Consider the following 18,739-nt stretch of genomic DNA (forward strand, 5'->3'; position numbering starts at 1 on the left):
GAAGGTGCCGGGCCGCCCCCCCGCGGCCGCCCCCACTGCCCCCCGCGGGCGCCGCGGCTCCCGCCGCGCCCCGCCGGGCCCGGACGCCCGAGTGGGCCCCCCGCCCGCCGGGGCGGCACACTGCATAAGACGCAAGCACCACGCACACCCCGTGCAGACGCAGAGAGCGGAGACAGGTAACTCATGGCCGCGAACAACCGCCGCATGTCCGGCAAGAAGGGCGCGCAGGTCGGCAGCGGCGGCAAGCGACGCCGGGGCCTGGAAGGCAAGGGGCCGACGCCTCCCGCCGAGATGCGCAAGGGGCACGCCAAGCAGCGCGCCGCCAACGCGAAGGCCCGCCGTGCCACGGGGCGCCCCCAGCAGCGACGCGGGGGCGGCCGGTCGACGTCCGAACTCGTCGTCGGCCGCAACCCCGTCTACGAGGCGCTGCGCGAGGGCGTGCCCGCCACGACGCTCTACGTCCAGCAGTTCATCGACAACGACGAGCGGGTGCGCGAGGCGCTCCAGCTCGCGGCCGAGCGCGGCGGCATCAACCTGATGGAGGCGCCGCGCCCGGAACTGGACCGGATGACCAACGGGCTCAACCACCAGGGGCTCGTCCTCCAGGTCCCGCCGTACGAGTACGCCCACCCCGAGGACCTGGTCGCCGCCGCCCACGACGAGGGCGCGGACCCGCTGATCGTCGCCCTCGACGGCGTGACCGACCCGCGCAACCTCGGTGCGGTCGTCCGCTCCGTCTCCGCCTTCGGCGGCCACGGCGTCGTCGTGCCCGAGCGGCGTGCGGCCGGCATGACGGCGGGCGCCTGGAAGACGTCGGCCGGCACGGCCGCCCGGACGCCGGTGGCCCGCGCCACCAACCTCACGCGCGCGCTGGAGGCGTACCAGAAGGCCGGGATCGTCGTCGTGGGCCTCGCCGCCGACGGCGAGGTCGAGCTCGGCGAGCTGGAGGCCCTGGGCGGGCCCGTGGTCATCGTGGTCGGCAGCGAGGGCAAGGGCCTGTCTCGCCTGGTCGGCGAGACCTGCGACTTCCGGGTCCGGATCCCGATGCCCGGCGGCGCCGAGTCGCTGAACGCCGGTGTGGCGGCGGGCATCGTGCTCTACGAGGCCGCGCGCCGGCGCGCCTGAGCAGGTGACCGCCGCGGGGGATCGCACGTTCGGTGCGGTCCCCCGAAGGGGGCGTTCCGGGTGGTCCGGACAAGCTTGACGCGGTCCGGACACATCCGGCGGGCCGAGGCAGTGTCCTAACGACACATCACTCGGTTAGTTGAGCGTGGACACCAGAACACCCCGCACACCCACGGGGGACCGCTCGTCGGGATACGACGACGCTCCCGCGCTGAGCATGGTGAAGGTGCCGAGCGATCCGGCCCAGGTCATCGTCAATCACGCGAGCTTCCGCGTGCAGCTCGGTGCCTCCGCGCGGCGGACCCGGTCCCCGCGGATCGCGCGGCACTTGAGCGCCACCCAGGACGCCGCCCGCGTGCCCGTCGCCGGCTCCGGGGTCCCCACGCCCGCCCGGCGCCGCCCCGTCGTCTGGAGCGGCCGGTCCGACCCGGACGACACCGGCGCCCACCGGCTGCTCCAGGCGGTGCGGGCCGGAGCGGGCCGGCACGCCGAGGACCCGCTCGCCGACACCTCCGCCGACGCCGGCGCCACCCAGGTCATCCCCCGTGTCGGCGGGGGCGGCCGCCCCGGCCACGACCCGTACGACGACTTCGACACCCAGCCCCTCCAGGCCCCTCTCGTCGGCGCCCAGCGCGGCCTCGCCCGCGACGGGGGCCGGCTGCTGCCCGCGATGCGCACCGTCGGCAGCGCCTACGACGAACCGGCCTACGCCGACGACGACTTCGACCCGTCCCCCGAGCACGGCGACGGCACGGACGCCGAGCCGCGCACGAGGCGCCACGCCGACGATCCGGCACGGCACGCCTACTACCCCGGCCGCCGCATCAACCTCGGCGTCGTGCTGCTGCCCCTGCGCGTCTTCCTCGGCTTCATCTCCGTATACGCTGGCATGGGCAAGCTCTGCGACCCCGTCTACTTCGACGGCGGCGAGCGCGGGTCCATGGTGAAGTGGCTCAACACCCTGCACCCCTGGGACGTGGCCGAGCCGCTGCGCCAGTTCGCCCTCGCGCACCCCGTCGGCTCCGGCCTGGTCATCGCCTTCCTGCAGGTCGTCGTCGGCGTCCTGACCGTCCTGGGCTGCTGGCAGCGCGTCGCCGCCGTCATCGGCGCGATCCTGTCCGCCGCGCTGCTGGTCACCGTCAGCTGGAAGAGCACGCCCGTCTACGACGCCCCCGACATCATCTACCTGGCCGCCTGGTCCCCGCTGATCATCGCCGGGGCGCCCGTCTACTCCGTCGACGGCCGCCTCGCCGGGGGTGCGTGGCGCCGTCTCGGCCCCCGCGCCGACATCTGGGACCTGCGCCGGTACGTGCTCCGCCGCGGCGCCCTGGTCACCTTCCTCGTCGCCGGCGTCACCCTCCTCGTCGGCTCGCTGCTCGGCGGTGCCGTGCGCGACGCCGACCGCGTGGTCGTCCCGGGACCCGGCGAGGGCCCGCGCAACGAACTCCCCGGCACCCCGCTGCCCCGGAAGTCCGGGGAGCGGGAACGGGAGACGCCGGAGGCCTCCTCCTCCGCGTCCACCGAGGGCGCCACCTCCGGCGCGACCGCCCCCGCCGAGAAGGACGGGACCACTCCCGGCGCCACCGACGAGGGCGGCACCGCGCCCGGTGACGCCCCCAGCCAGACCCAGGGCACCACGGGCCAGGCACCGCCCGAGCGGACCTCACCGGCCGGGCAGGCCCCGAGCACCACCGCCGGCCCGACCTCCGGCGGCACCGCCACCGGCGGCAGCGGCGACGGCTCCGCCGGCTCCACCGGAAGCGACGACGACGGCGACGGCGGCAGTTCCTCCTCCGGGGGACAGCCGGGCAGCCGCCTGGTGGGCGGCCTCCTGGGCTAGGACCCGCCCCGGGCCGCGCCGGGCCGCCGGCCCGGGCACCTACGACGACGGGTCCCGCACGTCATCCGTGCGGGACCCGTCCACGTGTACGCCCGGTGGCCCGGCGGCCGTGGCTCAGCGGCTGAGCGCGGCCAGCTCCCGGGCGGCTTCCGTCAGGTCCTTGGCGGTGTCGATCGCCCGCCAGTAGGAGCCCTGCGGGATCGGGAAACCGGCCAGCCGGTGCTCACGGGCCAGCCGGGGGAACGTCGTCCGCTCGTGGTCGCCGCGCTCCGGGAGCATCTCCGCGAAGGCGGGGGAGAAGACGTAGACACCCGCGTTGATCTCGAAGGTCGACGGGGGTGCCTCGATGAAGTCGGTGATGTGCCCGAAGCCGTCCGTCTGCACGGCGCCCCACGGCAGCCGGGGGCGGGCCAGGGCGAGGGTCGCGACGGCGTCCCGCTCGGCGTGGAAGTCGGCCATGTCGCGCAGGGAGAAGCGCGTCCAGATGTCGCCGTTCGTGGCGTACCAGGGCCGGTCCGGGTGGGGGAGACGCGCGGCGGCGTACTTCAGGCCGCCGCCGCGGCCGAGGGGCTCGGGCTCCACCACGGTCGTGACGGAGAGCGGCAGGTCGGCGGTCTCCAGCCACTTCTGGAGCACCTCGGCGAGGTGGCCGCAGGAGACCACCACGTCGGTCACGCCCTCCTCGGCGAGCCAGGCGAGCTGATGGCCGATGATCGGGGTTCCGGTGCCCGGGATCTCGACCATCGGCTTGGGCCGGTCGTCGGTGTAGGGGCGCAGGCGGGAACCCTGCCCGCCGGCCAGGACGACGGCTTGAACGGGGCGGCGGGACGCGGCGTTCGGATCGGTCATGACCCGAACTGTACGTGGCGCCCCGTCGGCCCCGTGGGGGTGCTCGGCCGGGGGTGCTCAGCGGTGCGCGGCCAGCACGCCCGAGGCGAAGGCGGTGTCGCAGACGGGGCGCGCGTACGACTGGGCGCGCGTCGGGCCGTAGACCTTCACCGCGGCCCGGCCGAGGGCTCGGGCGATGGACGCGCAGTGCCGGGCGAGCGAGGGGCGGTCGTCGACGGCCTGTTGGAGGTGGGTGAGGGCGACGCCCGGGTCCTCCTCCTGGAGCTCGGTCAGCAGCCGGTCGCGCAGCACCTCGTGCGGGGCGCGGGGCGCGGCGTGCGTGGACGCTCCGGCGGCGGAGGCGTCCGACGCGGTGAGCACCGAGTTGGAGGGGTCCCCCGACCAGTTGACCCGGGTGACCGCGAGGGTCCCGGAGAGCACCAGGACGACGGGCAGGACGAAGGCGAGCGAGCGGCCGATCCGGCGGGCGGGGCCCCGGCCGCTGCGCGTCTGCTGGGAGGCGGAGTGCTTCACGGAGTGCTTCACGCGAGTGAGGGTAGCGCCCGGTGATGATTTGGCGACATTTAGTCACCGGTTCGGGGGATGGGAAAGGGCCGGAAAATGGGTAACGGGTTGACGCACACTGCTCGAAACGTCCGTTGTGGCGGGGTATTTGTCGACATCGAAAAGGGCCCCGCAGCAGGTTGCGGGGCCCTTCTCGTCAATGCGGGGCGAATTCACCCGTGCCGGGGACGCGCGTCCCCGGTGCGCACGGGTCCTCAGTCGGAGAGGCGCTCACCGGAGGAGGACGAGAACACGTGGGTCTCGCCCGGCCGCGGCACGACGTGGACGGTCGCGCCCTTCTCCGGCACCGCGCGGCTGCTGACGCGGACCACGAGGTCCTTCGTCTCGCCGCCGACCTCGACCGTGCCGTAGATGTAGCCGTCGGCGCCGGTCTCCTCGACGACGTTGACCGTGACGGCGAGGCCGGCCGGGGCGTTCGCGGAGTCCTTGGTCAGCGACGCGGCGGCGCCGCCGTTCAGCTCCACCACGTCGAAGTGCTCGGGGCGGACGCCGACGGTGACCGTGCGGTCGCCCTTGTCGGCGGCGGCCTGCAGGGCGTCCCGGCTGACCGGGACCACGCTGTTGCCGAACTTCACACCGCCGTCGGTGATCGGGACCTCGATCAGGTTCATGGCCGGGGAGCCGATGAAGCCGGCGACGAAGAGGTTCGCGGGCTTGTCGTACATGTTGCGCGGCGAGTCGACCTGCTGGAGCAGGCCGTCCTTCAGCACCGCCACCCGGTCGCCCATGGTCATGGCCTCGACCTGGTCGTGGGTGACGTAGACGGTGGTGATGCCCAGGCGGCGCTGGAGCGAGGCGATCTGCGTACGCGTGGAGACGCGGAGCTTGGCGTCCAGGTTGGACAGCGGCTCGTCCATGAGGAAGACCTGCGGCTCACGCACGATCGCGCGGCCCATCGCGACACGCTGGCGCTGACCGCCGGAGAGCGCCTTCGGCTTGCGGTCCAGGTACTCGGAGAGGTCGAGGATCTTCGCGGCCTCCTCGACCTTCTGCCGGATCTCCGCCTTGTTGACGCCGGCGATCTTGAGCGCGAAGCCCATGTTGTCGGCGACGGTCATGTGCGGGTACAGCGCGTAGTTCTGGAACACCATGGCGATGTCCCGGTCCTTCGGCGGCAGGTGGGTGACGTCGCGGTCGCCGATGCGGATGGCGCCGCCGTTGACGTCCTCGAGCCCCGCGAGCATGCGGAGCGAGGTGGACTTGCCGCAGCCGGACGGGCCGACCAGGACGAGGAACTCGCCGTCCGCGATGTCGATGTCGAGACCGTCGACGGCGGGCTTGTCGGAACCCGGGTACACGCGGGTCGCCTTGTCGAACTGGACTGTGGCCATGATGAAGGGCCCCCTTCTACCGGCAGGAACGTGCCGGACGATCCGTTGTAGGAAGGTGGTTGGTGTAGTCCACACGAGTGAACTGGCTCAGGACGGTACCCGGCGTTCACCTGATCTGTCAGTACCTGCGGGCCTGTGAACTTCGCCGATCTTTTCGAATCCCATCGTTCACCGGCTCTGTGTACAGTGGAGCAGCCTCCGCGCGCGCCGCCGCGCGATGCCTGCCTCCTTAGCTCAGCTGGTCAGAGCGCCGCTCTTGTAAAGCGAAGGTCGTCGGTTCGAATCCGACAGGGGGCTCTTGTCCGAACAGCGCGAACGCCCCGGCCGATGATCGGTCCGGGGCGTTCGACATCCACGGGTGCCGTGCTTTTCACTTGGCCGCGTGGACGCCTCAGCTCTGCGCGCCCGTTTGAACGACGCCTGGCGCGCGCCCGCATTGCACTGCCCGCTGCCCCTTCATGGGGCAGGGCATGTCTGTGTGCCCAGTGACGCGGAGGATCTGGCCGAGCTGGAGCGCGCCGCTGCGGACGTGGTCGACGGGGCGGGTCTGCCGGTACGTGCCTGGGTCGTCGGGGGCAGGGCGGCAGGGGTGCCCGACGGTCCGCCGGTGGGCGGGGAGGGTGGGCTCCCCGTCGGCGGGGAGGGCGGGCTGCTGGAGCTGCGCGGGTGGGTGCTGGCCGAGCACTGGTTCGGATACGGCGTGACGGCCACCGCCGACGGCCCGCGTCGCGTCGTGGTCCTCGCCCGGCGCGCGTTCACCCGCCCGCCCGGGGTCGGGTGGGTGGCGTTGCTGCGGGAGGCCACCGGGCGGACGGAGCCCGATCGGTGCGGCGTCGACTGGGCCGCGACGGAGGCGGCGCTGGGCACCGCGCTGCCCGGTGACTACAAGGACATCGTCGACGCCTTCGGCGCGGGCAGCTTCGACGAGTACCTGGACCTGCTGGTGCCGGGTGCGCTGGGCACGGATCTGGTCTCCTGGGGCCGGGACATGGCGCGGTACGCCGACCTGTACCGGCCATACCCGGTCCACCCCGCGCCCGGCGGCGTGCTCATATGGGGGACCTCCGAGCAGGAGCTGGCCTTCCACTGGCTGACCGGACCGGCCGATCCCGACGACTGGCCGGTTCTGGTGCGGTACCTGGACGGTGAGTGGCAGCGCTTCGACTGCGGCACCGGCGAGTTCGTGCTGCGCCTGCTCACCGACCGCACCCCGCCGTTCGCCTTCCCGCCCTCCGCCGGACCGTTCCCCCACTGGTTCACCTCATGGGAGCTGCCGGAGGGCTGAGCACCTGCCAACCCGGCTGTCGGCGCCGCTGACCATGATCGCGGGATGAAGTTGGAAAGGGCTCAGTGCCGACGGTCGTGTGGTTCTGGTGTCCCGCGTCCTTGCAACAGGTTCAGCAGAGCGCTGGAGATGCGGAGGCCCAGGCGCCGATCGTATCCGTCGTAACCGGGCATCGGGTTGGCTTCCAGAACCGTGTGACGGCCGTCTTCACCCACCATGAAGTCGAACCCGATGAAGGTCAAACCGCTCATCGCCTGATATGCCAGGCATTTTTCGACGACGTCCGGCGGCACACGTGTCGGGGTGAAGGTCTTGACGCCGGCACAGTACTGGTAGTTGACGCCTTCGCTGTCGATCCGTTCCGAGAAGTGTTGCTTGCCGACCAGGTGTGTACGCACGTCGGCACCTCGCACACGCTCCTGAAACAGGACTGGGCTGCGGGGCAGCAGTCGCAATTCGCTCATCTGACCGTGCTCGAGCGCCGATGCGATCGTCTTCTCGCCGCTGGCCCCCTTGAAGATGGTGCTCGGCGCCGCGGCCAGGAATTCGCGTGCTTCCTTCTCGTTGTTGGTGAGCAGCGACTCGGGCACGGTGAAGCCGCAGCGGCTGAGCAGGCTGAGGTGATACACCTTCGACCAGTTGCTCATGTCGGAGCCAGGGCGGTTGACTACGAGAGTGTCGACGGTGGCGAGGATTTCCGTGAGCGCGGTGAGCCGCGCCGATGCTGCAGCGCGTTCCTCGCTGTCGAGACTGTCGATGATGTCGACCATGCGAACGTAGATGCCGGTGATTCCGGTGTCGGGAAGGTCGACCCTCAGGACGCCGTCGCTCAATCGACCGCATCCGCCCTGGAAGTCCCAGGAGTAGGAGCCGGTCCGCAGGAACCTCACGATGTCGAAAAAGGCGTGGGGCACGCAGCTCAGCCGTGCGGCGCGCACAGTGTGGACCGTCGTGCGGTCATGTGGTGACCCTATGATTAGAACGCTCACCGAGTAGACTCCGCGATCTCCGGAAATGGGCGGGCAAGCTCCGCACATAACTGCTCGTGCACCGCGTCGGCGTGCGCGCGGTACCAGGAGAATGGAGGGTCGGACAGGATGCGGCTCACCAGTGGCCGCTGCTGGTGGTCGGTGACCAGAGCGACCGCGAAGAAGCGAATGCCGCGTCGGCTCAGGGTTTCGGTGAGATCACGCAGGAGCGTCCGGTGCCGTTCCTCGTCGACATCGACATCGGGCTCGTTGAGGACGGTGAACGACCTCTGCCCGACACATACGTGGACCACGTACCGGCTCGATGGCGCGAATACCGCTCGCAGGTGAGAGGCGCCCGGGTTCAGCCGCCCGCCCAAATCGCCGGGGTCTTCGATGATCCGGCACTCGTGGGTGAGCAGGTCCTCGACGTGTACCTCGGACGACGCGCAGGCATCCCGCCGATCGAGCAGTCGTCCCGGGTCGGTCGTCCAGTACTCCGGCAGCAGTGACGACCGCTCGAGGCTGCGGCGCACTTCGCGATCGTATTGCCATGCCTGCGGACCGGGCCGGTTGATCACCTTGGGGAGCAAGGCGCACACAGTCCACAATGCCGCGTAATACTCGTTGCCGGCGAAGCGGGCGTCATCGCTGTCCTCCTTGGCCAGCGCGAACATCCACGGATTACGGACGAACACCGCCACCTCGTCGCCACGTACGGTGCCGTGTCCTGGCACGTGCAGCCGGACCCCCGTCCGGCCGCAGGCATCCAGATACACACCGAATCCGAGCTGCCCGAGATCACTGCAAACCATGTGCGGGATCGAATGACTCGCCAGGTATTCAGCGAATCCTGCCATTGCCGCATCCCTTGGATCGGCGCCCAGCAGCAGGATCACGTCGTCTCGCTAGATGATCGGACGGATGAAGTCGTGCACGGCCTCGATCTCGCCGTAGACGACGACGCGCAACGCATCGCACGCCTCCTTGCCGGTGTCACAGGTCTCCTTGCCTGTGACGCCGGCGAGGAACACCTGGCCAGAGCCGCGGGTCTCCGCTCCGCCGTCCTCCAGGAAGCGCCGGTCCACGCCGTCCTTCTTGTCGTCCAGGCTCTCTCCGCGCGCCACTGCGTCGCGGATCGCGTCTTCGATGCCGACCGGCTCGATGTCGTATGTGCCGGCCAATTCGGGACGCAGCTCTGGACGAATGAATATCATGGGTGTGGACATCACTGTGCCCCTTCCCGCGAGGCGATCAAATCGTCGACTTTCACGCCGTTGATGGTCAGGCCCTGGAGGTCGCAGTCCTCCATGACGACATCGCGCATCGAGCAGCCCACCAGACGACTGCCGTCCATGTTGAGACCGGCGAAAGTCGATCGACGGGTGTTGACCCAGAGGAACTGGGAGTCGTCCATGAGTGACTCGGCGAACAGTGAACCGCGGAACGCGGACTTGTACCACGTGGACTGTCGAACGTCAGCGTTGGAGACGCACATATTGGGCATCAGGGCGGCGCCGTCGCCCGCCTGTTGGGACTTCATCTCGCCCTCCTTCCAAGCCTCTTACTCCTATCGTCACACCCGACTGGGGGCGATGCCACTTGGGACATGGATGGTGAATCGGCAACAGCATGCCGGCGGAAGAGTGAATCGCAGGAGTTGAAAGGCGTCGTAATTCCCTGCCGTCTGCGCAACATGCAGCCGGTGGTTATTCCCATCTCTTTTTGTCGCATACGTGTCGAAGGCGCCTCACATTCAGGCCTGGTCGTGGGTCCGAATCCGACAGGGGACTCCGGAGCACGACGAGGGCCCCGCCGTCCGTTGGACGGCGGGGCCCTCGGTCGTTCCGGGTCAGGTGCGGTTCGCGCTGGAGGGGCCGAAGAACTCGATCTCCGCGATGGCGACCTGCTTGTCGGCGGAGGCCGCGTGGGCCGACTCGATGGTGAAGCGGACCTTGGTGACCTCACCGACCCGGAAGGGGCGGCGCTGGCCGCCCGCGCCCTGGTCCAGGGTGAGGTCGCGGGTCGTGGTGCTGCCGTCCTTCCTGGTGATGGTCGCCTTGATGCGGTGCGGCAGGGCCGACTCGCTGAGCTTGTCGGCCCTGGTGGAGACGCCCGGCGTGATGATCAGGTCCAGCAGCCGGGTCGGCTCGCTGAAGCCGACCTCGATCCACTCGCCCCGGCCGGACTCCGAGATGCCCGGTCCCCACCAGGTGTTGCTGCGCTGGTCGAAGGCGAGCTTCGGCGAGTGCCCGCTGTAGGAGTGGGAGGCCGTGATCCGGTCCGGGGCGACCGGGGCGCGCTTGGCGAAGTGGTCGCGGGTGGCCTGGATGCCGTCGGGGATGTAGACGAAGCCGAGGATCGCCAGGGTGACGACGACGGCGAGGGTGACCCAGGTGCCGATGCGGTCGAACACGCGGCGCAGGCGGGGCCGGTCGCCCGCCCAGGGGGTCTCGCGGCGCCGGCCGCCGAAGAGGCGGCGCCACCAGGGGGCCGGTGCCTGGGTGGTCTCGCCGGTGGCGGTCAGGGGCATCGCGCAGCGGCCGCAGTAGTGGCGGTCGGGCCGGTTGGGGGTGGAGCACCACGGGCAGGGCGGGCCGCCCACGAAGTCCGGCCGGTGGCCCGGGGCGCGTACCTGGGGCCGGTCGGCGTCGGGACGGCCGGGCAGGACCGGGGCGACGGCGGGCGGCGGGGCGGGAGCGGGGTCCTCGGGGTCGTCGACGGGGACGAGCAGGGACCGCGCGCGGTGGTTCATGGTGTCGCTGAGGGCGTTCGGCGCGGGGGGCTCCGCCGGTACGGGAGCCATCGGGGCGGTGGGTGCCGTCTCGTCCACGTCGCGGGTGCGGGGGGCGGAGGCGTCGGGGGCGGTGTACGGGTTGGTCGGGCCGCCGTCCGCACGGGCGGGCGTCGCGGGGTGGGCGGGGCCGGTGGAGGGCGCGGACGGTTCGGGGGCCGGGGGGTGCGCGGCGCCGGCGGACCAGGAGGGTGCGTTCGGTCCGGTGGGCGGCGCCGGTGTTGTGGTGCCGGGGGCTCCGGGGGCCGGGGAGCTCGCGGCGCCGGCCGGCCAGGAGGGTGCGGGGGTGGTGGGCTGGGTGTCGGCCCGCGGGGGTGCGGTGGTGCCCGCGGCCCCGCCGGTGGATGCCGCGGCGCCTGCCGTGATCCTGGCGGTTCTGGCGGCCCTCGCCGCCCTGGCGGCCCGCGCGGCGCTCACCGTGTCGGCGGTGCCCGCGGGCGCCGGGGCACTCGCCGGCTCTCCCGCTGCTCCCGCGGTCGCACCGGTGCCGGGGGCCTCCGGGGTCCCCGGGGCGCCCGCGGTGGCCTCCGGGTGGCCCGTGCCGGGTGTCGGAGTGCCCGCGGTGGTTGCCGGGTGACTCGTGCCGGGCGTGCCTTCGCCACCACCCGGGGTGCCCGTGCCGGTCCCCGCGGCGCCCGTGTCGGCCCCCGGGGTGCCGATGCCGGTCCCTGCGGCGCCCGGGTCGGCCCCCGGGGTGCCTGTGCCGGGTGCCGTGGTCGTGGGCCGGGGGGTTTCCGGGTGTGGGGCAGGGGCGGCGGTGCCGGCGGTGGGCGGGGGTGCCCAGTCGTTGCCGTCGGCTTCGGGGGCGGGCCGGCCGTCGGCGTCGGCCGGTGCGGTCGTGGCGGGCGTGTCCGTGGCGCCGGAGGCGTCCCCGGCGGCGGGCCGGGCGGCGCGGGCCGCGCCGGCCTGCTCCCAGCGGAGCACGGCGCCGCACGCGTCGCAGAAGGACTGGCCCGGTTCCGCGCGCGTTCCGCACTCGGCGCAGTTCTGCGTGGTCATCTCTCCGGGGTCCTTTCGGAGGCGGTCACTTCGACGGTGTAGGGCATGTGGGCGGGACGGGCCGCCGCGACGAGGGCGTCCAGGCGGTGGGTGTCGGCCGGGGACGGGTCGGGCAGCCGCAGGGCGACGTGGAGACGGGGGCGCGGCGCGCCGGGGAACGGGCCGAGGGGGCGGGCGTTCCAGTCGGCGCCGCCGCTCTCGGTGATGTCCGGCTCGACGCCGAACGCCAGCCGTACGGCCTCGGACAGGCCCTGCCGGGTGCCGCGTACGCGGTGCAGGCGGGCTGCCGCGGCGACGGCGGCGCGCAGCCGGGGCTCCGGTTCGGTGCCGTCGGTCTCGGCGCCGACCCAGGTGCCGAGCCACTGGGCGAAGTCGGCCGGCGTGAGGGCCGGGTCGAAGTAGGTGTCCAGGCAGTCGAGGACGTTGAGGATGGGGGCGAGGACGTCGTCGAGGCCGCCGACGAAGCGCTGGGCGAGGTCGTCGTCGGCGAAGACGGCGGGGAGCATCGTGCCCAGCGGGAGCGAGGAGCCGAGCCCGTCGACGGAGCCCCGGTACGGCGTGGTGGTCACGTGCCGTCTCCGATCACGCGGACGCGGTGGTCGAAGGAGAAGACCAGCGAGGGCGGTTGGAGGTCGATGCGGTCGGTGGGGTCGCCGCGCTTGCCGGTGAGGGGGTCGGCGGGGTGCAGGACGACCTCGTCCACGAGCTCCACGCCGGGGACGCGCTGCAGCACGGCGAAGACCTCGCCGGCCTGCACGGGGCGGCCGAAGGGCCAGCCCCGGCCGTCGGCGCCGCCGGTGAGCGGGTCGAGGTGGCGGTAGAGGGCGTCGTGGGCCTGGCGGCGCACCCGGTCGGTGTCGACGCCGCGGAAGGCGTGGACGGTGGCGACGACGGTGACGCCCTGGTAGTAGGGCGGGCCGACGGCTAGGCGGGTGCCGATGAGGCGGCGTTCGTCGAGGTGGCGGGTGATGCGGGCCAGGAGGGCGTCGCCGGGGACGAGTTGCTCGAAGCGGAGCCGTCCGCCCGGGTCGGGTACGGCCTGCGGGACGACCAGGACGCGGACCGCGTACGCTCCGTGGTCGCCCTCCTTGCCCTCCAGGCAGGTGATGCGGGCGGTCTCGGGGGCGGCGCGGCGGGCGAGTTCCTCGTAGTCCCGCAGGGTGACGGCGCGTTCCTGGGCGCGCAGCGTGATGGGGGCCCGGAGCTTCGCCTCCTCCACGGTCTCGCCGTCCACGCCGCCGCGGGCGGCCTCGCGGTTGACGACCTCGGAGACGTACGGGATGGAGGTGCGCAGGACCTGCACGGCGCCGCGCGCCACGTTGCCGGCCCGGCCGCCGCCGGTGCGGTAGCGGCGGGCGCGGATGACGGCGCCCTTGGGGGCGACGGTGCCGTACTGGCGCAGGGTGCCGTCGGGTTCGCGGACGGCGGGGCCGAAGGCGATCTCGCCGGTGGCGGCGTCGAGGGTGATGTGGTGGTCGTCGGGGCGGGACGCCGCGAAGTGCGGGACGACCTGCCAGTCCTGCCAGCCGGCGTCGGCGGCGGTCTGGAGGAGGAGGGGCGGGTCGTCGGCGACGACGGGGGCGTGGGCGAGCCGCAGCCGCTGGCCGGGCAGGCCGGTGGACTCGCCGAGGGCCTCGTCGTGGACGGTCTCCGCGTGGACGGCGCGGGTGGTGCCGCCGATGGTGTACGCCTCGGCGGAGCGGATGGTGGGCGAGGTGGTGTAGAAGGGCTGGCCGGGCAGCGGGTCGGTGACCCGGCAGCGGATCCAGCCCGCCTCCTGGCCGCCGTTGCGGGAGAGCACGTGGCCGCCGGGGACGTGGAGGACGACGTCGCCGGGGCGGTTGAGGCCGCCGGTGCCGTCGCGGTCGACCTCGCAGGGCTGCCAGCCGTCCTCGGTCCAGGCCTCCCAGACGAGGGGCGGCTGGCGGGGGTCGACGCCGACGCCGTCGACGCGGCTGTCGAGTTCCAGGGCGAGGGCGCAGTCGGGGGTGGCGGCGGTGAGGCCGATGAGCATGCAGTCACCGGGGCTGGGGGCCTCGGCGAAGCACAGCAGGTCCTTGCCCTCGGCGAGGTCCGTGGTGCGGTCCGTGACGGGTTCGCCGCGGCGCTGCGTCACCAGGTGGCCGAGCGCGCAGGGCACGACGGTCAGGTCGCGCTCGGTCGCGAAGACGACGGCGTCGTCGCGCTCGGTCCGCAGGGTGGCGACCTCGGCGCCGGCCGGTATCAGGATCGCGTCCTCCTGCGGCGCGGACAGCCAGAAGGTGACGTCCGTGCGGGCGGCGGAGGGCGGGAAGAGGGTGATGCCGACCAGGTCGAGGAAGGCGAGGTGGTTCTTCTCGGGGACCCGGTTGAGGCGGTAGACGATCTGGTCGGCCATGTGGGCGACCGTCTCGACGAGGGTGACGCCGGGGTCGGAGACGTTGTGGTCGGTCCACTCCGGGGCGCGCTGCTGGATGTAGCGCTTGGCGTCGTCGACGAACTGCTGGAAGCGGCGGTCGTCGAGGTTGGGGGAGGGCAGGGACATCAGTGGTCGCTTTCGGGAGAGCCCGGGAGGCCGGCGGGGCCGTCGGTGAGGTCCGGCTCGTCGTGGGAGGGGATGACGTAGAACGGGAAGACGAGGCTGCGCGGGTTGTTGGTGCCGCGGATCGAGTAGCGGACGTCGATGAAGAGGACGCTCTGGTCCGTGCCGGTACTGACGTCGACGTCGTGGACCTCGATGCGGGGCTCCCAGCGGTCCAGGCTGACGTACACCTCGTGCTGGATGCGGCCGGCGGTCTGCTCGTTGACCGGCGCGAAGACCAGGTCGTGGATGGCGCAGCCGAAGTCGGGGCGCATCGGCCGTTCGCCGGGCGCGGTGGCGAGGACGAGGCGGATGGCCTCCTCGACCTCGCGCTCGCCGCTGACCAGGGCGATGCCGCCGGTGGGTCCGATGCGCATGGGGAACGCCCAGCCGGAGCCGACGAACTGTTCGGCCATCAGGGAGCCACCTGCCTTCTTCTTCCTGTTCCTGCTGTTCCTGCGGTCCGGGCGGGCCGGCGCGGTCGTCCGGTCATGCCGGGAGGGGGTACTTCACGGTGTTGACGAACACGGCGCCGAAGAGGTCGACCTTGATGCCCTTGATGTTCACGTTGGCCACCGCGTTGACCGAGACCATGCCGGTGGCGTTGATCGACGTCATGCCGGTCGACGACAGGTTCATGGCGCCGCCCATCGCGTTGACGTCGACCGCCCCGCCCAGGGACGTCATGCTGACCAGGCCCTTGCCCTTCAGGGTGAGCGGTCCGCCGCTGTCGATCATGACGGACTGGCGGCCGTGCAGCCGGAGGCTGGTGCCCGCCTCCACCGACACCGAACGGCTGCCGGTGATGCTGACCGTGCCCTTGCTGTCGACGGTGATCTCCGTCTTGGTGCGGTCGAGGTTGATGATCAGCTTCTCGTTGCCGGAGGCGATCCGGACGCCCTGCTTGCGCCCGCCGGTCTGCTGGCTGAGCAGGTCGACGCGGTTGCCCTGGCGGTCGGACAGGGTGTGCCGGGCGGCCTTCTTCCTCAGGCCGTCGTGCAGGGGCACGTCGGAGACCTTGGTGGGCAGGTCCCGGCCGTTGTAGAGCCCGCCGATGACGAACGGGTGGTCCAGCGCCCCCCGGTCGAAGGCGACGAGCACCTCGTCGCCGACGTCCATGGGGAAGACGCCGCCGCCACCGACGCCGCCGAGCTGAACGCTGCGCGCCCAGTCGCTGACGTACATGTCGTCGAGCCAGGGGAACTGGAGCTTGACCCTGCCCTGTTTGAGCGGGTCCTGGACGTCGGTGACGACGGCGTTGGCGACGCTGGGCAGCCGGGCGGCGCTCGCGGCGTCCACGCCGCCGCCCCCGCCGCCCGAGGCCAGCCCGTACAGGGAACGCCACTGGCGGCCGCTGACCGTGATCCAGGACTCGTAGTGCTTGCCGTCGCCGAAGACGTGACGCACCGAGGTGACGGTGTACTTGCCCTCGAAGGGCTTGCCGACGTCGGAGAGGGCCACCGGGACGCCGGGACGCAGGTCCGGATGGCCGTAGACGGCGACCTCCAGCTCGGCGAAGGACGAGGTGACGTCGGCGGCCAGGGCCTTCGCGGCGTGCTGGACCTCGTCCTGCCGGTCGTACGGGTTGGCGGTCTCGACGAGCTTGGCCGACTTGAACTTACCCGCGGCCTCGCCGGGGGTCGAGCCGATGCTGATGCCCGGGTCGGTGGTGGCGGGCGCGATCTCGGTGATCTTCTTCTTGGTGGTGACGTTCCAGCCGCGCGACTCGACCTTGCCGACCTGGTCGGCGGCGGTGACGGCGGCCCGCAGCCGCAGGATGTCGTGGCCGGCCTGGAGCACGAAGGTGCTCTTGTCGCCGTCGGTCCGCGGGGAGGGCGCTCCGGCCGACGGCTTCGGCGTGACGAACCGGAACTTCCCCTTGGCGTCCAGGGACATGACCATGTTGTTCTCGTCGGCGAGCCGGGAGAGGAAGTCCCAGTCGGTGACGTTGGACTGGCTGATGAACGCGTACATGCCCTTGGTCGGCTGTATGCGGCCGATGGACACGCCGTCCATGGCGGCGAGCTTGCGGGCGATGTCGGAGGCCTTCTGGTTGCGGTAGGCGGCGACGCGCCGCTGGCGCATCATGCGGTGCCCGTAGTCGTAGCCGCGGATGACGGTGAAGCTGCCGGTGCCGTCGTAGTCGGCCTCCAGGCCGGTGACCTCGCCGGTGAGCAGGGGGTTGCCGATGCCCTGGCCGTCGGCCACCGGGGTGATGACGACCGGCGTGCCGAACTGCACGTTCAGCTTGCCGAGGACCAGGCGGTAGGGGTCGCGGAAGGTGAGGCGGAACGCCGCGGGTACGCCGACGCCCTGGTCGACCCAGCCCTCCACGAGCATGGGGGCGATGTCGGCGGGCAGTTTGGCGCCGCCGATCCTCACCTCGACGATGCTGGAGAAAGCGTGCCGCACCATCAGTGAGGCACCTCCTCGGCGGCGGGCAGCATGAGTTCGGTGCCGGTCGGCAGGTGGGAGGGGTCGTCGATGCCGTTGGCTTCGGCGATCGCCCGCCAGGCGTTCGCCCGGCCGTACTCGCTCCAGGCCAGCGACTGGAGCGAGTCCCCCGCGACGACCCGGTGCACCCGCTGGGCGGTGAGGGCGCCGGAGGTCGGGTTCTGGCCCTCGGTCGGGCCGGGGATCTCCACCAGCGACACCTGGCAGGTGGCGCGGATCGGCACACCGGTGGTGCCGAAGAGGGTGTACTGCGCCTCGACGGACGAGACGTACGCGGTGAACCGCGCCGTGGAGAACGAACCCCACTCGAAGACCACCCAGGGCGGTGACGGCTGCTTGGCGGCGATGCTCTTGGCGGTCACGTCGCAGCAGCGCAGCAGGGACTCGACCTTCTTCATCACGGTGTTGCCGTTGGGCTTCATCGAGGAGTCCAGGAAGATCTCCAGGGTCATCTCCCGCGGGTCGGCACCCATGAACTCCGGTTTGGAGCCGTCCCGTACGGCCATGGTCGGCGTCGCCTTCCACTGGGCGCGCTGGGTGAGGGACAGGTGGGCCGGGTTGAACTCGAAGCCGAATGTCCGCATCAGCGCGCCGGGCGTGGTGGTCGTCCCGGTGGGCGGCTCGTGGATGGCGAGGTTGGCGCGCACGAGGCTCTTGCCGGCGCCGTTGCTGCTCTTGGCCATGGGTCTTCCTCTCTGCTCCGCGGCGCCGTCAGTCCGTGAACCCGTGGTGGGCGATCTCCAGGACCTCCGTGGCCACGGCGGGGCTCGCCGGGTCGAGACTGGGGCCCTGCCAGCTGACGGGCAGCACCTCGATCAGCCCCCAGCGGGCGACCAGCGAGCCGTCCGCGCGCAGCGCCGAGATCTGCGCGGTGGGCCGCTTGATGCCGGTCTGCACGGAGGAGATCCACTTGGCGACCTTGGCCGTGTCGGGGGTGAGCGGGCGGGTCAGCCGGATGGTGGAGAAGGTGACGCGGGTCGGCAGCTGCCAGACGAACCCGTTGTTGCCGCCCTCCTGGCGCTGTTCGACCTCCACCTGGGACGCCAGGCCTTCGCACCCGTTGAAGTAACCGAGGCTCTCGCCGTCGATGGTGAGGGTGAACCAGATCGTGGAGCCCGGATCCTGGCGGGGCATCGGGGTGGCCTTTCTGTCGGGTGAGCCGTGGGACGCGAGGGGTGGCCGGGGTCAGGCCCGGGGGTCGCGGAGTCTGCCGATCCGCTCGCGGTCCATGCGCAGTTCGGTGCGGACCAGGCGGGTGACGCGGCCGATGATCCGGTGCACCAGCTCGTCGAGCTGGAAGTCGGTGAGCTCGCGCGGGTCGAACCCGCCCGGCGGGACCGCCGTGTACGCGGGCGGCTGGCCCGCCTCGGGACCCGGCGGCGCGGAGGGCGGACGGCCACCGGGCGGGGCCGTGGCCGCGCCGTACGACGGGGGCGGCTCGTAGGGCGGCGGCGGGCCGCTCGGCCGCGACTGCGCGGACGAGGGCGTCCGGAAGTGCTCCAGGGTGGAGGCGACGGTGGCCGACGCCGCCGCGGCGAGGGCGCCGATGGTCCGGCCGGGAAGACGCTGGACCGTGTGCGCCGGTGCGCTGTCCGCGGCCGGCCTCGCCGGCGCCGTGCGCTGGAGCGGGGGGTGCGGGGCCGCCGGGGGCGGGGTCAGGGGCGCCACGGGCAGCGCACCGCGGGCGGCGGTGGCGTCGAGCGGGGCGGGCCTGCGCAGCGGTACGGCCCTGGCGGGCGCGCGCTGGACGGTGGGCGCGGCGGCGCCCGGGGCGACGGGCGTCGGCGCGACGGGCATCGGCAGGGGCGGCGGGCCGGCCGGGGTGGCGGGCGTCGCGGATGCGGGCGGTGGCGGGAGACCCGGGGTGGCGGCCTGCCGGTTCTGCGGGGGCGTGGGGGCGGTGGCGCGCTGGACCGGGGGCGCGGGGTGGTCCGTGAAGGGGGTGCCGGGTCCGGGGGTGGCCGGGTGGA

General features: G+C 72.5%; 17 protein-coding genes, 1 tRNA gene and 1 pseudogene. 4 read left to right on the forward strand and 15 right to left on the reverse strand.

Translation table 11 applies throughout. The annotated features are described in order from the left end of the window. Nucleotides 1-183 precede the first annotated feature (183 nt). Together rlmB and ACFWJB_RS21805 are read left to right on the forward strand one after the other, a co-directional pair. Complete coding sequence (gene rlmB, locus ACFWJB_RS21800; protein ID WP_385458195.1) at nt 184-1,125, forward strand: 23S rRNA (guanosine(2251)-2'-O)-methyltransferase RlmB; 942 nt, start codon at nt 184-186, stop codon at nt 1,123-1,125. Nucleotides 1,126-1,270: 145 nt separating this feature from the next. After that, entirely contained in the window at nt 1,271-2,965 is a 1,695-nt protein-coding gene (locus ACFWJB_RS21805; protein ID WP_386924134.1) for a DoxX family membrane protein, read from the forward strand. A gap of 114 nt (nt 2,966-3,079) precedes the next feature. Here ACFWJB_RS21805 and ACFWJB_RS21810 read toward each other — a convergent pair whose 3' ends face one another. From ACFWJB_RS21810 to msiK, 3 genes are all read right to left on the reverse strand, one after another. Next, nucleotides 3,080-3,814, reverse strand: a complete 735-nt coding sequence (locus ACFWJB_RS21810; RefSeq protein ID WP_351023082.1) for a nucleotidyltransferase family protein — start codon at nt 3,812-3,814, stop codon at nt 3,080-3,082. A gap of 57 nt (nt 3,815-3,871) precedes the next feature. After that, nucleotides 3,872-4,327 (reverse strand): hypothetical protein, encoded by a 456-nt coding sequence (locus ACFWJB_RS21815; RefSeq protein ID WP_385458207.1) that lies wholly within the window; start codon nt 4,325-4,327, stop codon nt 3,872-3,874. Nucleotides 4,328-4,572: 245 nt separating this feature from the next. Further along, nucleotides 4,573-5,709, reverse strand: a complete 1,137-nt coding sequence (gene msiK / locus ACFWJB_RS21820) for a diacetylchitobiose ABC transporter ATP-binding protein MsiK (protein WP_385458197.1) — start codon at nt 5,707-5,709, stop codon at nt 4,573-4,575. A 223-nt stretch (nt 5,710-5,932) separates the two neighbouring features. Between msiK and ACFWJB_RS21825 the strand changes: the two genes are divergently transcribed. Further along, nucleotides 5,933-6,006, forward strand: a tRNA-Thr gene (locus tag ACFWJB_RS21825). 181 nt (nt 6,007-6,187) lie between these two features. After that, complete coding sequence (locus tag ACFWJB_RS21830; RefSeq protein WP_386924137.1) at nt 6,188-6,994, forward strand: hypothetical protein; 807 nt, start codon at nt 6,188-6,190, stop codon at nt 6,992-6,994. A 62-nt stretch (nt 6,995-7,056) separates the two neighbouring features. Here the strand turns inward: ACFWJB_RS21830 and ACFWJB_RS21835 are convergent, their stop codons facing one another. From ACFWJB_RS21835 to ACFWJB_RS21890, 12 genes and pseudogenes are all read right to left on the reverse strand, one after another. Continuing rightward, nucleotides 7,057-7,932, reverse strand: a complete 876-nt coding sequence (locus tag ACFWJB_RS21835) for a RimK family alpha-L-glutamate ligase (protein WP_386924139.1) — start codon at nt 7,930-7,932, stop codon at nt 7,057-7,059. A 47-nt stretch (nt 7,933-7,979) separates the two neighbouring features. Further along, entirely contained in the window at nt 7,980-8,861 is an 882-nt protein-coding gene (locus ACFWJB_RS21840; RefSeq protein WP_386924141.1) for a hypothetical protein, read from the reverse strand. A gap of 9 nt (nt 8,862-8,870) precedes the next feature. Beyond that, nucleotides 8,871-9,191 carry a hypothetical protein gene (locus ACFWJB_RS21845; protein ID WP_386924143.1) on the reverse strand — a complete coding sequence of 107 codons (321 nt, stop codon included), beginning with the start codon at nt 9,189-9,191 and terminating at the stop codon, nt 8,871-8,873. Continuing rightward, nucleotides 9,191-9,505: a pentapeptide repeat-containing protein gene (locus ACFWJB_RS21850; RefSeq protein WP_386924145.1), complete on the reverse strand. Its 315-nt coding sequence runs from the start codon at nt 9,503-9,505 to the stop codon at nt 9,191-9,193. The genes ACFWJB_RS21845 and ACFWJB_RS21850 overlap by 1 nt, the downstream gene beginning before the upstream one ends. A gap of 309 nt (nt 9,506-9,814) precedes the next feature. After that, nucleotides 9,815-11,173, reverse strand: coding sequence for an NADase-type glycan-binding domain-containing protein (locus ACFWJB_RS21855; RefSeq protein ID WP_386924153.1), 1,359 nt, complete (start codon nt 11,171-11,173; stop codon nt 9,815-9,817). Between the two features lie 578 nt (nt 11,174-11,751). Continuing rightward, nucleotides 11,752-12,261 carry a phage tail protein gene (locus tag ACFWJB_RS21860; protein ID WP_385472089.1) on the reverse strand — a complete coding sequence of 170 codons (510 nt, stop codon included), beginning with the start codon at nt 12,259-12,261 and terminating at the stop codon, nt 11,752-11,754. 59 nt (nt 12,262-12,320) lie between these two features. After that, complete coding sequence (locus tag ACFWJB_RS21865) at nt 12,321-14,279, reverse strand: putative baseplate assembly protein (protein WP_386924147.1); 1,959 nt, start codon at nt 14,277-14,279, stop codon at nt 12,321-12,323. Then, on the reverse strand, nt 14,279-14,731 hold the full coding sequence (locus ACFWJB_RS21870) for a GPW/gp25 family protein (protein WP_385472068.1): 453 nt from the start codon (nt 14,729-14,731) through the stop codon (nt 14,279-14,281). The genes ACFWJB_RS21865 and ACFWJB_RS21870 overlap by 1 nt, the downstream gene beginning before the upstream one ends. A 73-nt stretch (nt 14,732-14,804) precedes the next feature. Next, entirely contained in the window at nt 14,805-16,730 is a 1,926-nt protein-coding gene (locus ACFWJB_RS21875) for a VgrG-related protein (protein WP_385472070.1), read from the reverse strand. Further along, the gene (locus ACFWJB_RS21880) at nt 16,730-17,452 is read right to left on the reverse strand and encodes a LysM peptidoglycan-binding domain-containing protein (protein WP_385472073.1); all 723 of its coding nucleotides are present in this window, start codon (nt 17,450-17,452) and stop codon (nt 16,730-16,732) included. The genes ACFWJB_RS21875 and ACFWJB_RS21880 overlap by 1 nt, the downstream gene beginning before the upstream one ends. A gap of 28 nt (nt 17,453-17,480) precedes the next feature. Further along, complete coding sequence (locus tag ACFWJB_RS21885; protein ID WP_239765808.1) at nt 17,481-17,903, reverse strand: phage tail protein; 423 nt, start codon at nt 17,901-17,903, stop codon at nt 17,481-17,483. Nucleotides 17,904-17,954: 51 nt separating this feature from the next. Then, nucleotides 17,955-18,739, reverse strand: a pseudogene (locus ACFWJB_RS21890) (hypothetical protein); the annotation flags it as partial.

It is taken from the genome of Streptomyces sp. NPDC127100 (genome assembly GCF_042724095.1).
GTDB lineage: Bacteria > Actinomycetota > Actinomycetes > Streptomycetales > Streptomycetaceae > Streptomyces.